Below are 13,572 nucleotides of genomic sequence, written 5' to 3'. Positions count from 1 at the left end.
GGTGGAAAGCGGAAGCGCCGTGGGCGCCTAGTTTTGAGAAACGGCCGGCCAATCCAATTCGAAGCGGCTCAAATATTTTCGTAGCCGGTCGGCGTCATTCGCGGTGCTGCGACGTGCTCTCGAGGCGGCAAAAGTGTCCGGCCCGCCTCGGAGAGCGAGCGGCTGTTCCGGCAGGTTCGGATGACCTCCGCAAGCTGCACTTGGTCGAATGGGTCGATCCCGGCGACCGCATGGGGATCGAGCAGCTCGCCCAGGACGCCCAAGCTATCGGAGGTCTGCCCCACCCATAGGCGCCTGAGCCTCGCGATCTCTGCATCAACGCATTCCAGGTCGATGCGGCCCTTGGGGCTGAGCGTCGCCATGCGGGTGACACTTGCGGCGAGGTCGCGGAAGTTGCCCGGCCAGCGTGCGTCCGGCGCAGTGGCGAAGGCAAGGTAGCGCTGACGCGCTTCCTTGTTGAAGCTGGCGCGCTCGCCTTCGCGTTCGGCATAGCGATCAAGCTCATAGTCGAGATTCGGCTCGATATCCTCGCGGCGCTCGGCGAGCCCGGGAAGCTGGAAGGTCCACAAATTCAGGCGGGCATAGAGGTCGTCGCGGAACCCGCCGGCTGCGACCGCTTCTCCCAGATCGCGATTGGTGCCGGCGATCAGCTGGAACTCGGATGCCGCTTCCTTGTCGGAACCGACCGGCAGGAAGCGCTTGTCCTCGATCGCGCGCAGGATCATCGCCTGTTCGTCTAGGCCGAGTTCGCCGATCTCGTCGAGGAACAGCATCCCCTTGTCCGCCGCGCGGAGCAGGCCTGGGCGATCGGCTACTGCGCCGGTGAAGGCGCCCTTGCGATGGCCGAACAGCGCCGACATCGCGCCATCGCCCTTCAGCGTCGCGCAATTCACTTCGACGAACGGGCCGGCAACCTGATGCTTGAGGCGCTTCAGTTCGTAGATGCGCCGGGCGAGCAGGCTCTTGCCCGCGCCGGTGGGGCCCATCAGCAGGATCGGCGCCTTGGAGCGCAGCGCCACCCGCTCGATCTCGTCGATCATGCGATTGAAGGCGGCGTTGCGGGTATCGATGCCGGATTTGAGGAACGACGTGCTTTCGGCGCTGGCCACCGCGAAGCGCGTCGCGATGCTGTCGTAGCGGGAAAGGTCGAGATCGATCGTGTTCCAGATGCCGGCGGGATTGAGCGAACCGCGCTGAGGCTGGGTCTGCAGCAGGCGGCCGGGTAGATAGCGTGCTTCGGTCAGCAGGAAGAGGCAGATCTGCGCGACGTGCGTGCCGGTGGTGATGTGGACCAGATAGTCCTCGGCTTCAGGGTCGAAGGGCTCTGCGCGCGCGAAATCGAGCAGCTTGCCGTAGACTTCCTCGAAGTCCCACGGATCGCGGAAGTCTAGCAGACGCATTTCGACCGAAGTCTCCGGAGACACCGACATGACGTCCTCGGAGACGAATTCCGCCAGCCGGCGGTGGGCAGTGCCGTGGATCAGGATCAGACGATCGACACGAAGATCCTCGTGCATCGCCAGTCCGACCGTAGGCCGCCACTTGTTCCAGCGCGAAGGCCCGAACTTGGCCGCGTCCAGCGTCGAGCCGAGGAATCCGATGACGACTAGCGGTCTCATGTTTAGACGATAGGATAAGTTCTGATCCTGCGCGATAGAGAAATTTGCGTAGCTTTGCGATGTGGCTAAGCGGCTTCCGTCATCCACATGCATACTTAGTCACGTTAAATCAGCTGTTTATGAGAATTGCGCGCTCCTCAAAGCAAAACTGGCACACCTCCTGCGAAGGTGATCGGCGTCGGACGGAGCGGTCGAACCTCCATCCGGCGAGCAGCAGGAGGGCGGCCGGAATAGGCCGGTCGCCCCCAAGGATTTCACAGGGCGTAGCTCAGGCTGCGCAGAGCGCCCGCCTTGGGAGCGGGAGGTCGCAGGTTCAAATCCTGCCGCCCTGACCAAATGGAGGTTGGACGATGGCCAACAAGGGACTTTTGCTTCGGCGGTCGCAAGGCTGCTGCCGCGTGCGGACACGCTGAACCGCGAGGGTGCACCGGCTTATGCCTATGGACCCGAGGCGAAGCTCGCCCAGCTTGCGGCGACGGGAACGCTTGCCGACACTTTCTACGGCGCTGCCGAAACGCAGCTCGCCGACGTGCTGGAAGCGGCCAAGGCGGTCGATCCATATTTCGTGGCGCAGGCCGCGATCTATGCGCGGCGCTCGGGAGCGATGAAGGACATGCCGGCATTGCTGGCAGCGTATCTCACCGTCGCCGATCCCGATCTGGCGATCCCGGTATTCAACCGCGTGATCGACAACGGGCGGATGCTGCGCAACTTCGTGCAGATCATGCGCTCGGGGCAGGTCGGGCGGACCTCACTCGGCTCACGGCCCAAGCGGCTGGTCCAGCTCTGGCTGGAGCAGGCAGGGATGCCGCAGCTGATGGCGGCGGCGACGGGCAAGGATCCGAGCCTCGCGGACATTGTCCGGGTGGTTCACCCCAAGCCCGCGGATGCCGCACGCAAGGCTTTCTATGGCTGGCTGATCGGGCGTCCTTACGATGTCGCCGCGCTGCCTGCCGAGATCGCCGCGTTCGAGGCGTGGAAGGCCGACAATGGGCTTCCGCTCCCGCCGGTCCCGTTCGAATGGCTCACGGCCTTTCCCTGACCGCGGAAAATTGGGCGGAGCTCGCGGGTCGCATCGGATGGCAGGCGCTGCGGATGAACCTCAACACGCTGGCGCGCAACGGCGCGTTCGACGTGGCGGGAGTCACCGAGATGGTCGCAGCACGGCTTTCGGATGCGCAGACGCTCGAGAAGGTCCGGCCCATGCCGTATCAGCTGATGACGGCGCTGAGTCAGGTCGGCGAAGGCGTGCCGCTCAAGGTCCAGGCGGCGCTGGAGGATGCGCTCGAGCGATCGCTCGTCCGCGTGCCGATGGTGCCGGGTCGCGTGGTGGTTTGCCCTGACGTTTCAGGGTCGATGTCCTCGCCGGTGACGGGTAGCCGCAAGGGCGCCTCGTCGAAGGTGCGCTGCATCGATGTCGCGGCCCTGGTCGCGGCGGCGATGCTGCGGACCAATCGGGACGCGCGGGTGCTGCCATTCGAGCAAGGCGTAGTGAAGGTGAATCTCGATCCGCGCGCCCGCGTCGCCGTCAATGCGGCGAAGCTGGCGGCGGTCGGCGGGGGCGGGACCAATGTCTCGGCGCCGCTCGCCTTGCTCAACGCGGTGCGCGAGCCGGCCGACCTTGTCGTCATCGTCTCGGACAACGAGTCGTGGGTGGATGCCACCCGGTACGGCGCGACCGCGACGATGCGCGAATGGGACAGGCTGAAGGCCCGCAACCCGGGCGCGAAGCTCGTCTGCATCGACATCCAGCCTTACGGCACCACGCAGGCCCAGGCCCGCGCGGACATCCTGAATGTCGGGGGCTTCTCCGATGCCGTCTTCGACACGCTTGCGCGCTTCGTCTCTGGCGAGACGCGCGACTGGGTCGAGATCATCAAGCAAGTGGAGGTATAGGAACAAGGGTCGTGGCGAATGCTGGTGGGACTACATGTCCACAGGAGGCCCGACGAGTAAAGCGCTCCAGCGCCGGAAACGGATTGGAGAGATGCGGGTTCGAACCCCGCCGCCGACACGTAGCTTAAGGGCCGCGTCTCACCGAACTCGTCGCCACGACCCGACACGGACATCACGGCGAATGCCAGTGGAACTACACGGACTTCAGGGTCGGCGGTTCAAGTCCGCCCCGGCTTCGGCCGGGTAGCTCAGACGGTTAGAGCATGAGGCTGTTTCACGACCAACTCGTCGCCGTGAACCATGAACCATGCTGGCGAATGCCGGCGGGACTACAGGTCAGAGCACCCGCTCTTCAGCGGGAGGTCGGCGGTTCAACTCCGCCTCCGGGAAATCGGATAGCTCAGGGAAAATGTCTCGCCATCGCTCGTCGCCGGCGAGGGCCGAAGCGCGGCGAATGCCGATGGGACTACATTGGGAAATGGAGGTTCGAACCCTCCACGGTCGAAAGGCCGGAAGTCTCGTCATTCCGTCGTCGCCGCGCCGAGGCCGAATTGATACGAACTGCATGAGGAGGTCGAGATGACCGAGACGACCTATGATTATCAGCACGTCGAAGGCGGCGTGCCGATCAAGATGTGGACCCGCGGCGTGCCGGTCGAGGACGGCGCGCGGGCGCAGCTGACGCGCGCTGCGCAGATGCCGTTCGTGTTCCGCCACGTCGCAGCAATGCCGGACGTGCATGTCGGCATCGGCGCGACCGTGGGCTCGGTGATTCCGACCAAAGGCGCCGTGATTCCCGCGGCGGTGGGCGTCGATATCGGCTGCGGCATGATGGCGGCGCGTACCTCGCTGGTGGCGAGCGATCTTCCGGACAATCTGGAAGCCATTCGTTCGGCGATCGAGCAGGCCGTGCCGCATGGCCGCTCCGTCGGGCGCGGCAAGCGCGATACGGGTTCGTGGGGCGATCCGCCGCCGGCGATCATCGAGGCGTGGGCGACGCTCGCCCAGCGCTTCGAGCGGCTCACCGACAAGCATCCGCGGCTGAAGAATACCAACAACCTGACGCATCTCGGCACGCTCGGCACCGGCAACCACTTCATCGAGCTGTGCCTAGACGAGGAACAGCGGGTGTGGGTGATGCTGCACTCGGGTTCGCGCGGCGTGGGCAACGCGATCGGGACGTTCTTCATCGAGCTCGCGAAGAAGGACATGCGCAAGTGGCACATCAACCTGCCCGACGAGGACCTCGCTTACTTCCCGGAAGGGACCGACCATTTCGACGATTATGTCGAGGCGGTCGGCTGGGCACAGGACTTCGCCGCGCTGAACCGGCGGATGATGATGACCAACGTCATCCGCGCGTTGCGGAGCCGGATCGCCAAGCCGTTCGATGCGGAGATGGAGGCAGTGAACTGCCACCATAACTACGTCCAGCGCGAGAACCATTTCGGGGAGAATGTCCTCGTCACCCGCAAGGGCGCCGTGCGCGCCGCCAAGGGCGTGATGGGCATCATCCCGGGCTCGATGGGCGCGAAGTCGTTCATCGTGCGCGGGCTGGGCAATCCGGAATCGTTCGACAGCTGCAGCCACGGCGCGGGACGCGTGATGTCGCGCACCGCGGCCAAGAAGCTGGTGACGCTCGACGAGCACATCGCCGATACGGCGGGCGTCGAGTGCCGCAAGGACGCGGACGTGATCGACGAGACGCCCCGGGCCTATAAGTCGATCGAGGCCGTGATGGCGGCGCAGGCCGACCTGGTCGAGATCGTCCACACACTGAAGCAGGTGGTGTGCGTCAAGGGCTGATGCCTTGGGCGCGCACCGCCATCCTCTGGAATTTCGCATGACTGCCCAGGTTCACGACCCCATCGACGCCGCCGTGCGGCGCGAGATCGAACAGCGCCTCGATGCCGTCGAGGCGACTGAGGGCGTGCGCCTGCTGATGGCCGTCGAGTCCGGCTCCCGGGCGTGGGGCTTCCCGTCGCCCGACAGCGATTATGACGTGCGCTTCGTCTATGTGCGGCCGCGCGACTGGTATCTGTCGCTGGTGCCGGGGCGCGACGTGATCGAGCACTCGATCGTCGACGAGATCGATCTGAACGGCTGGGATGTGCGCAAGGCATTGGGCCTGTTGCTCAAGTCGAACGCCGTGATCAGCGAATGGATGCTGTCGCCGATCCGCTATCGCGCCGACGATCCCTTCGTCGGCAGGCTCGCGGCGCTTGCCGACGCGCTGCTCGATCCGCGGGCGCTGGCGCATCATTACGCCAATTTGGGCCGGGCAGCGTCGAACCGCTGGCTCGATCGGCCGGGCGACGTGCCGGTGAAGAAGTATTTTTACGCACTTCGCCCGGCGCTCGCGGTGCGGGCCTTGCGGCTGGCGCCGACGGTGCGGCCGCCGATGAACCTGCAGGCGTTGATCGAGGCGACCGATCTGCCGGCGTCGCTGAGCGATCGCATCGCCGAGCTGGTAGAGGCGAAGAGCCGAACCAACGAAATGTCGAACGGGACGCGCGCGCCCGAGATCGAACAGCTGATCGCCGAGGAGCTGGCGCGCGTGTCCGAACTGCCGGTGACGCCGATGCGGGAGGACGCGGCGGTGCGGGCGAGCGAACTCTTTGTGGAACTGGTGAACCAATGATCATCATCGATGGATCGGAAGGCGAAGGCGGCGGGCAGGTCGTGCGCAATGCGCTCGCGCTGTCGCTGGTTACGGGGACGCCGTTCCGCATCAACAATATCCGCGGGCGCCGCGAGAAGCCGGGGCTGATGCGCCAGCATCTGACTGCGGTCGAGGCGGCGTGTACGATCGGCGGAGCAACATGCGACGGCGTAGCGGTCGGGTCCTCCGAGCTCACTTTCACGCCGGGCCGCGTCGTGCCCGGTGACTATCGCTTCGCCGTGGGCACCGCCGGCAGCACCAGCCTTGTGCTCCAGACCGTGCTGATGCCCTTGCTCCTTGCCGATGCGCCATCGCGGCTGGTGCTGGAGGGCGGCACGCATAACATGATGGCGCCGCCGTTCGAGTTCATCGAGCGCGCCTTTCTGCCGATCATCAATCGCATGGGGCCGCAGATTTCGGCGCGTCTGACCCGGCACGGCTTTTCCCGCGCGGCGGCGGACGAATCGAGGTCGATATCGTGCCCGGCGCGCTTGCGGCAATCGAGTGCGTCGATCGTGGCGCGTTGCAATCGGTTTCCGGCGCGGCGCTGTTCGCGGCCCTCCTGTTCGACATCGCCGATCGGGAGATCAGGACCGCGCGGAAGCTGCTTCCGGACTGGCCCGAGGAGGCGTTCTCCGTACGTCAGCTGCCCGAAGAGCAAGGGCCAGGCAACGCGCTGTTACTCGAGGCGGTGTTCGAACAGGTGACCGAGATCGTGACCGGGTTCGGCAAATTGGGCGTATCAGCTGAATCGCTGGCAAAGACTGCGGCGCATCGCATGGGAGGTTTTATCGCTTCCGATGCCTTTGCCGGCCCGTATCTTGCGGACCAGTTGCTGCTGCCGTTCGCATTAGCGGGGGTGGAAGCTTCACCACGGTCAAGCCCAGCCAGCATGCACGAACTGCCGCGAATGTGATCGATCAGTTCACCGGACAGCGCTGGTTGTTCGAACAGCAACCAAGCGGCAGACATCTGGTGCGCCAGCGCTAGGCGAATCCGCCGCACTGCCCGAGAGTTCGATCCGCTTCCCTGAAGTCGGGAAGAAGCGGGACCCCGGGGCAAGCCCGGGTGACGGGCATCGAGCCGCGGATGAAAGTCCGCTATTGGGGCGCATAGCTGCCGTGCTCGGAAAACCTGACCGCTTCCGATCCGGCAGCCGGATGGAAAGCAGGAAGCGCACATCGTTGCGTGGTGAGTTTTGGGGCTGTCGGGATCGCGGCGCCCATGGCACCATCGGCGACCGGCTGGCCTAGGCGACCACAGGTTCAAGGATAATTGGGAGAGGTGCGGTGAAGACAATGGCTAGAGCCCTCACGATCGGCGCGACATCGTTGCTGCTTGCCGCCTCGTCGGGCATTGCCGCCGCTTCCGCGCAGACGGGCCCTGCCCAGACAGCCGAGCCGCCTGGTTTCGCGAGCGGCGCAGATGTCCAGGCGCAGCTGCGCCAGATGCTCGCCGCGATGAAATCCGATCAGGGGTTCATGTGGCGTCCCCTGGTTCGCGACGGTGCGACCGTGGCGGCGATCGAAATATGGAAGAAGCCGGGCCGCCCCGCGGTTCACCCCGCCGAGGCGGAATACGCAATCGTGCTGGAAGGCGCAGGCACGCTTGTTTCGGGCGGTACCATGGCCGATTCGAAGGCCAGCAATGCCAATCTGGTGGAGGGAAGCCGAATCGAGGGCGGCACGACACGGCTGCTTGGCCCGGGCGATGTCATCCTGATTCCCGCGGGCGTACCGCACTGGTTCGGGATCACCGGCGACCGGCTGGTCCTGCTGGGGATCAAATTGCCCGGCGCGAAATGACCGATCCGGCGCGCGCGGGATTTCAGGTCGCCTGTTGAGCCATATGCCGGCTGCGGCGGTCAGTGGAACGACCACGGGTTCGACACGGGGTACCCGCTTGCAATGTAGGATTTCGCCTGCTTGGCTCGCGCGGCCGGTATCGGGCGCGAAAGGAGAATAGGGGTTCACGCACGCGCAATAATGTTACGTGTTGAATCGCGTTTCCGCCAACAGAGTCAATTTAGCGGCCGTGGAAACGCCGTTTCGGTGCGGGGCGGCATCTAGTCGCGCTTCGAATCGTCCAGCTTCTTTGCGATTCGCGCCTTGTCGGCCGCATCGGCTGCCTTCTCCGATCGGGTTCGCCCGAAACGAATGCGATTTTCCTGTGCACGGATGGGCTTGTCGGCCCTTGCCTTGGCCTTCCGCGCCTTGTTCAGATTGATGAACTCGGCCATATCGTTGGCCACACGAATAGAGAATAAGAAGCGGAGTTTCCATGGCCGGCAGCGTCAATAAGGTCATCCTGGTCGGCAATCTCGGCCGCGATCCCGAATCGCGCTCGTTCCAGAACGGCGGCAAGGTGGTCGAGCTCCGCATCGCCACGTCGGAGAGCTGGAAGGATCGCGGCACCGGCGAGCGCAAGGAGAAGACCGAGTGGCACACGGTCAAGGTCTTCAACGAGGGCCTCGCCAATGTCGCCGAGAAATATCTGCGCAAGGGCAGCAAGGTCTATATCGAAGGCGCGCTCCAGACCCGTAAGTGGCAGGACCAGTCGGGTGCCGACCGCTATTCGACCGAGATCGTGCTCCAGGGCTTCAATTCGGTGCTGACCATGCTCGACGGTGCGCCCGGCCAGGGCGGCGGCGCGGGCCGCAGCGGCGCTGGCGGCGGCGAGGACTGGGGTGCCGGCGGCGGCGACGAGTTCTCGGGCCAGTCGTCGAGCCGCGGCGCCGGCAGCGGCGGCGGCAATTTCAACGGCGGCGGCCAGAAGAGCGGCGCGGGCTTCGGCGGCGGCTTCCCCGACGATCTCGACGACGACGTGCCGTTCTGATCAACCAAAGGGGATCCCGGATGCGCAGCCTGCTACTGGGTTCCACGCTGCTGCTGGCTGCCTGTGGCGGTGGCGTATCCTCCGAGACCACCGGCGATCCCACCGGCCAGAATGTCGCGGCGGCCGCCGCCGAGGGCAAGCCTGCGATGGTCACGGCTGCGGCGGATTGCTCGAACAAGCCCGATTTCGTGCCGATCTATGCCGGCGCGCAGATCACCACCTGCGTCTCCAGCGCCGACGGCACGCCGCGCCATGTCAGCGGCTCGATCGTCTATCTGGTCAAGGAACAGCCCGCCAAGGTGCTCGGCTGGTCACGGGCACAGGCCAATGCCTCGGGGCTCGGCCAGCGATTGTCGAGTGCAACGATGTATTCGGCGGGCGAGGAATCGAAGCGCAGCCTGATGGTGATAGTCGAGCCGATGGACGGCGGCACGCGCGCCACCGTCAATTGGGGCCGCAGCGTCGATTCCTAGCGCTCGACGATCTCGGCGACGCCGAACTTGCCCGCCTGATAATCGGCGAATGCCTCGCGGATCTCCTCCTCGCTGTTCATCACGAATGGCCCGTGCGCGACTATGGGCTCGTCGATCGGGTCGGCATGGCCGAACAGAAGCAATGCGGGTTCTGACGCCGCGATCGTCACGCGCTCGCCCGGCCCGAGCTGGGCGAGGTGGAATTGCGGGACCCGTCGTCCCTCGACCTCGATGGTGCCGCGCGCCGCATAGAGGAACACGTCCCGGCCGCTTAGCCCGTCGAAGGTCAGGCTGGCACCCGGCTGCATCTCGGCCCAGCTCAGGAACACGCCGGTGAGCGACTCGACCGGCCCGCGCACGCCCTGCCAGTCGCCCGAGATCAGGTGTAGCGTCGCACCGCCCTCGGCCGCGATCGCGGGAATGCCGTCGGCCTGCAGCCCGATGTAGCGCGGCGCAGTCATCTTGAGCCGCGCCGGCAGGTTGAGCCAGAGCTGGAGGATCTCGAGCCGCCCGCCCTCGCGCTTGAAGTCTGCCGGCGAGACTTCGGCATGGACGATCCCGCGCCCTGCGGTCATCCACTGCACGCCGCCGGCGCGGATGATGCTTTCATGTCCCACGGAATCGGTATGCGCGAGTTCGCCTTCGAGGATGAAGGTCACCGTTTCGAAGCCGCGATGCGGGTGCGGGCCGAAGGGCAGGCCGCGATTGTCCGGCGGATAGATTTGCGGGCCGTGATGGTTGAGGAACAGGAAGGCGCCGACATGCTCGATGCCCGGCCCGGGCACCGGCCGCCGCGTGACCAGATCGCCGATATCGTCGCGATAGGCCGGATGCACCGACAGGATTGCGCGCGCGCTCACCGGTCTTTCCTGAGCAGGAATACCGCATGTTCGGCGAACAGATTGGCGAAACCCGATCCGGTGCGCTGGTCGCCCGAGAGGAACCAGCAATCCTCGACGATGATGCCCCGCGCCTTCACCAGCGCGCGGAAATCATCGACCGTCACATGGTGGATATTGGGCGTGGCGTACCAGGCGATCGGCAGCAGCCGCGTCACCGGCATCCGCCCCCCGAACAGCAAGGAAGCGCGCACGCGCCAATGCGCGAAATTGGGGAAAGAGACGAACGCCCGCCGCCCGATGCGCAGCAATTCGTCGAGCACCCTATCAGGCCGGCGCGTGGTCTGCAGCGTCTGGCTGAGAATGGCATAGTCGAAGCTCGCGTCGGGATAGTCGGCGAGATCGCTGTCGGCATCGCCCTGCACCACCGACAGTCCCCTCGCCATCGCGGCGGCGACATCGGCCGAGTCGAGTTCGAGCCCGCGCGCGTCCACTCCACGCTGATCGCGCAAGGCCGCCATCAGCGCGCCGTCGCCGCAGCCGACGTCGAGCACGCGCGTCACCGGCTGGACGTTGGCGGCGATGATCGCGAGATCGGGGCGCAACGCCGAAGGCGTACCACTAGAATAAGGGGTCATCGCGTGTAGATATCCGGAACGTCGCGCACCATCAGCCGGTCGGGGTGCGGATAGGCTTCCCAGCCGAGCTTGGCGTAGAGCGGCTGCATGTCGCGCGTGAACAGCGCCCATCGCCGGAGGCCCTGCAGCTCGGGATGATCCTCGAGCGCCTCGAGCATCTGCTGGGCGAGCCCGCGCCCGCGATGGCCCTCCAGCACGAACACGTCGGCAAGATAGGCGAAGGTCGCGCGATCGGTGATGACGCGCGCGAATCCCACCTGCTCCTCGTCGTCATAGGCGCCGACGCACAGCGAGTGCGCAACTGCGCGCGCGACCACCTCGCGCGGGATGCCCTCGGCCCAATAAGACCGCGCCAGGTAGCCGTGGATGACGTCGAGCTGCTGGTCCTCGGGGTCGAACGAAATCCGGTAGTTCATCGCTTTTCCCCGCGCCCAGAAAGCCCGAGATCACGCGGTCGAGCTCGGGGCTTTCGAGCAGGAATGCGTCGTGGCCGAAGGGCGAGGAAAGCTCGACGAAGCTCACCGGCGCGCCCGCGGCGTTGAGCGCATGGACGATCGTCCGCGATTCGCCGGTCGGGTAGAGCCAGTCGGTGTCGAAGCTGACGAGGCAGAAGCGCGTGTCGCCGGTGAAGGCATTGGCCAGCGTTCCCCCATGTTCTTCGGCAAGGTCGAAATAGTCGAGCGCCCGCGTGATGTAGAGATAGGAATTGGCGTCGAACCGGTCGACGAAGCTCAGCCCCTGGTGCCGGAGATAGCTCTCGACCTGGAAATCGGCGTCGAAGCCGAAGGTCTTGGCTTCTCGCGCCTGCAGCCGCCGCCCGAACTTGGCGGTGAGCCCCGCCTCGGAGAGATAAGTGATGTGCGCCGCCATCCGCGCCACCGCGAGCCCCGAGGTCGGCGGGTCATTGTCCTCGTAATAATCGCCGCCGCGCCAGCGATGATCGGCCATGATCGCCTGCCGCCCGACTTCGTGGAACGCGATGTTCTGCGCCGAATGCCGCGCCGCGCTGGCGATCACCACTGCTGCCGCCACGCGTTCCGGGAAGGTCGCAGCCCAGCTCAGCGCCTGCATCCCGCCCATCGATCCGCCGACCACGGCGAACAGCCGCTCGACGCCGAGATGGTCGAGCAGCATCGCCTGCGCGCGCACCATGTCGCGGATGGTGATGACGGGAAACGCCATCGCCCAGGGCTTGCCGGTAGCGGGGTTGATGCTCGCCGGTCCCGACGAGCCGAGGCAGGAGCCGAGCACGTTCGCGCAGATCACGAAATAGCGCTCGGTGTCGATCGGCTTGCCCGGCCCTACCATCCGTGCCCACCAGCCCGGCTTGCCGGTCACCGGATGATCCGAGGCGAGATGATGATCGCCGGTCAGCGCATGGCAGACGAGGATCGCATTGCCGGCATCGGGTGCCAGCGTGCCATAGGTCTCGTATGCGATGTCGACCGGCGACAGCAACACGCCTCCGTCGAGCCGTAAGGGCCCCGGCAGCGTCGCCGTACGGCTCAAGCCAAAACGCGGATCGTCAGACATGCGGACCGGTTAGGGGTGCGGGGCGGAGTGGCAATAATGCACCGCGCGCCTGGACGGTGAATGTCGCCGGCGGCATGAAGATCGAGTCAAGCGGCTGCCAACCAAAAGGTTGGCTCCGGCGGAGAACCAACCTTTTGGTTGGATCGAAAAAGCACGGATTTCCGCGGGCTTCAGGGATTCTCACCCAGATGCGGCGGTTGACTCGATTGACTCGTTTGCGTGTTTTGCGCGCGCGATCCCACGGCCTCGATGGCCTGCGAACAGGGATGGCTGCAGAATCGCGCATCCCCGAACGAAAGCAGAACAAATCCTATTTTACCAGCGTTGATTTGCGTCATGCGTCATGCGTCATGCGTCGGGCGGGCGAGCCGGCGGTGATGCCGGCCCGCCCCGAAACTGTCAGGCGTCGGCCGCCTTCGCAGCCATCGTCGCCTTTGCCCACCAGACCAGCTCGTCGAGTGCGGTGGCCGTCGACTGCAGCAGATTCGCCTCGATCTCCTCGATCGGCTTGTTGCCGAACGCCGGGTGCACCGCCACGAAATCGCCGCCGGCGATATGAACCGCGGCATGCGTCGAGACCATCTGCAGCTCGACGCCGATCTGGCGCAGATGCTCGATCGCCCGCACCGCGCCGGTGCCGCCATAGCCGATCGCAGTGAAGGGCTTGCGGTTCCACTCCTTGTAGGCCTGATCGAGCGCGTTCTTGAGCGCGCCGGTGATCGAATGGTTATATTCGGCGACCACGAAGATGTAGCCGTCGAACCGGCCGATCGTCTGCTGCCAGCGGACCGCCTCGGGATTCTGGCTCGGCATCCACAGATTGGAGGCCATTTCGTCGAAGAAGGGGAGGGGTGATCGCGCAGATCGACCACTTCCACGTCCATGTCGCCGCGCGCCTGCGCCTGCTTCAGGATCCATCGTGTCGGTGCGTCGGCAAATCGGGTGGGGCGAGTCGAACCGACGACGATCGCGATGCGGGGCTTGGCAGTCATGGGGAACCTCGTAAATGCTGGTTACTTGCGGTAACCAGATTTCGGAAAGTTTCCGCCGCTCAACAAGGAGGCACCTTGGCGATAC

The 13,572-nt window shown here is 65.5% G+C and carries 14 protein-coding genes, 1 tRNA gene and 2 pseudogenes; 10 read left to right on the top strand and 7 right to left on the bottom strand.

Annotated features, from left to right (window positions below; all coding sequences use genetic code 11):
- Positions 1 to 68: 68 nt before the first annotated feature.
- Positions 69 to 1,619, bottom strand: a complete 1,551-nt coding sequence (gene rtcR, locus PIB19_RS15485; protein WP_271238081.1) for an RNA repair transcriptional activator RtcR — start codon at positions 1,617 to 1,619, stop codon at positions 69 to 71.
- A gap of 257 nt (positions 1,620 to 1,876) precedes the next feature.
- Here rtcR and PIB19_RS15480 point away from each other — a divergent pair.
- The 8 genes and pseudogenes from PIB19_RS15480 (at position 1,877) to PIB19_RS15445 (ending at position 7,982) form a co-directional block, all read left to right on the top strand.
- A tRNA-Pro gene (locus tag PIB19_RS15480) sits at positions 1,877 to 1,954 on the top strand.
- 8 nt (positions 1,955 to 1,962) lie between these two features.
- Complete coding sequence (locus tag PIB19_RS15475; RefSeq protein WP_271238080.1) at positions 1,963 to 2,661, top strand: hypothetical protein; 699 nt, start codon at positions 1,963 to 1,965, stop codon at positions 2,659 to 2,661.
- Between the two features lie 53 nt (positions 2,662 to 2,714).
- The gene (locus PIB19_RS15470) at positions 2,715 to 3,515 is read left to right on the top strand and encodes a vWA domain-containing protein (protein WP_271238079.1); all 801 of its coding nucleotides are present in this window, start codon (positions 2,715 to 2,717) and stop codon (positions 3,513 to 3,515) included.
- Positions 3,516 to 4,094: 579 nt separating this feature from the next.
- Positions 4,095 to 5,321, top strand: coding sequence for an RtcB family protein (locus PIB19_RS15465; protein ID WP_271238078.1), 1,227 nt, complete (start codon positions 4,095 to 4,097; stop codon positions 5,319 to 5,321).
- 37 nt (positions 5,322 to 5,358) lie between these two features.
- The gene (locus PIB19_RS15460; protein ID WP_271238077.1) at positions 5,359 to 6,156 is read left to right on the top strand and encodes a nucleotidyltransferase domain-containing protein; all 798 of its coding nucleotides are present in this window, start codon (positions 5,359 to 5,361) and stop codon (positions 6,154 to 6,156) included.
- Positions 6,153 to 6,572, top strand: a pseudogene (locus PIB19_RS15455) (RNA 3'-terminal phosphate cyclase); the annotation flags it as partial. The gene PIB19_RS15460 and the pseudogene PIB19_RS15455, both read left to right, overlap by 4 nt.
- A gap of 83 nt (positions 6,573 to 6,655) precedes the next feature.
- Positions 6,656 to 7,093, top strand: a complete 438-nt coding sequence (locus PIB19_RS15450) for a hypothetical protein (protein WP_271238076.1) — start codon at positions 6,656 to 6,658, stop codon at positions 7,091 to 7,093.
- 382 nt (positions 7,094 to 7,475) lie between these two features.
- On the top strand, positions 7,476 to 7,982 hold the full coding sequence (locus tag PIB19_RS15445; protein ID WP_271238075.1) for a cupin domain-containing protein: 507 nt from the start codon (positions 7,476 to 7,478) through the stop codon (positions 7,980 to 7,982).
- Between the two features lie 260 nt (positions 7,983 to 8,242).
- Here the strand turns inward: PIB19_RS15445 and PIB19_RS15440 are convergent, their stop codons facing one another.
- A complete protein-coding gene (locus PIB19_RS15440; protein WP_271238074.1) occupies positions 8,243 to 8,416 on the bottom strand; it encodes a DUF4169 family protein in 174 nt (57 codons plus the stop codon).
- Positions 8,417 to 8,457: 41 nt separating this feature from the next.
- Between PIB19_RS15440 and ssb the strand changes: the two genes are divergently transcribed.
- Together ssb and PIB19_RS15430 are read left to right on the top strand one after the other, a co-directional pair.
- Positions 8,458 to 9,012 carry a single-stranded DNA-binding protein gene (gene ssb / locus PIB19_RS15435; RefSeq protein WP_271238073.1) on the top strand — a complete coding sequence of 185 codons (555 nt, stop codon included), beginning with the start codon at positions 8,458 to 8,460 and terminating at the stop codon, positions 9,010 to 9,012.
- Positions 9,013 to 9,032: 20 nt separating this feature from the next.
- Positions 9,033 to 9,485, top strand: a complete 453-nt coding sequence (locus PIB19_RS15430) for a hypothetical protein (RefSeq protein WP_271238072.1) — start codon at positions 9,033 to 9,035, stop codon at positions 9,483 to 9,485.
- On the opposite strand, the gene PIB19_RS15425 is transcribed toward PIB19_RS15430, so the two are convergent.
- The 5 genes and pseudogenes from PIB19_RS15425 to PIB19_RS15405 all read right to left on the bottom strand — a co-directional run bounded on the left by PIB19_RS15425 (position 9,482) and on the right by PIB19_RS15405 (position 13,487).
- Positions 9,482 to 10,345 (bottom strand): pirin family protein, encoded by an 864-nt coding sequence (locus PIB19_RS15425; protein WP_271238071.1) that lies wholly within the window; start codon positions 10,343 to 10,345, stop codon positions 9,482 to 9,484. The genes PIB19_RS15430 and PIB19_RS15425 overlap by 4 nt on opposite strands.
- On the bottom strand, positions 10,342 to 10,962 hold the full coding sequence (metW, locus tag PIB19_RS15420) for a methionine biosynthesis protein MetW (RefSeq protein WP_271238070.1): 621 nt from the start codon (positions 10,960 to 10,962) through the stop codon (positions 10,342 to 10,344). The genes PIB19_RS15425 and metW overlap by 4 nt, the downstream gene beginning before the upstream one ends.
- The gene (locus PIB19_RS15415; protein WP_271238069.1) at positions 10,959 to 11,279 is read right to left on the bottom strand and encodes a GNAT family N-acetyltransferase; all 321 of its coding nucleotides are present in this window, start codon (positions 11,277 to 11,279) and stop codon (positions 10,959 to 10,961) included. Before PIB19_RS15415 ends, metW begins: the two co-directional genes overlap by 4 nt.
- The gene (gene metX / locus PIB19_RS15410) at positions 11,233 to 12,495 is read right to left on the bottom strand and encodes a homoserine O-acetyltransferase MetX (protein WP_271238068.1); all 1,263 of its coding nucleotides are present in this window, start codon (positions 12,493 to 12,495) and stop codon (positions 11,233 to 11,235) included. Before metX ends, PIB19_RS15415 begins: the two co-directional genes overlap by 47 nt.
- A gap of 399 nt (positions 12,496 to 12,894) precedes the next feature.
- Positions 12,895 to 13,487 (bottom strand): annotated as a pseudogene (locus PIB19_RS15405) (NADPH-dependent FMN reductase).
- Positions 13,488 to 13,572 lie beyond the last annotated feature (85 nt).

Origin of the sequence: Sphingomonas sp. 7/4-4 (assembly GCF_027941955.1) — a bacterium.
Taxonomy (GTDB): domain Bacteria; phylum Pseudomonadota; class Alphaproteobacteria; order Sphingomonadales; family Sphingomonadaceae; genus Sphingomonas.
This window is presented reverse-complemented; position numbering and strand designations above follow the sequence as displayed.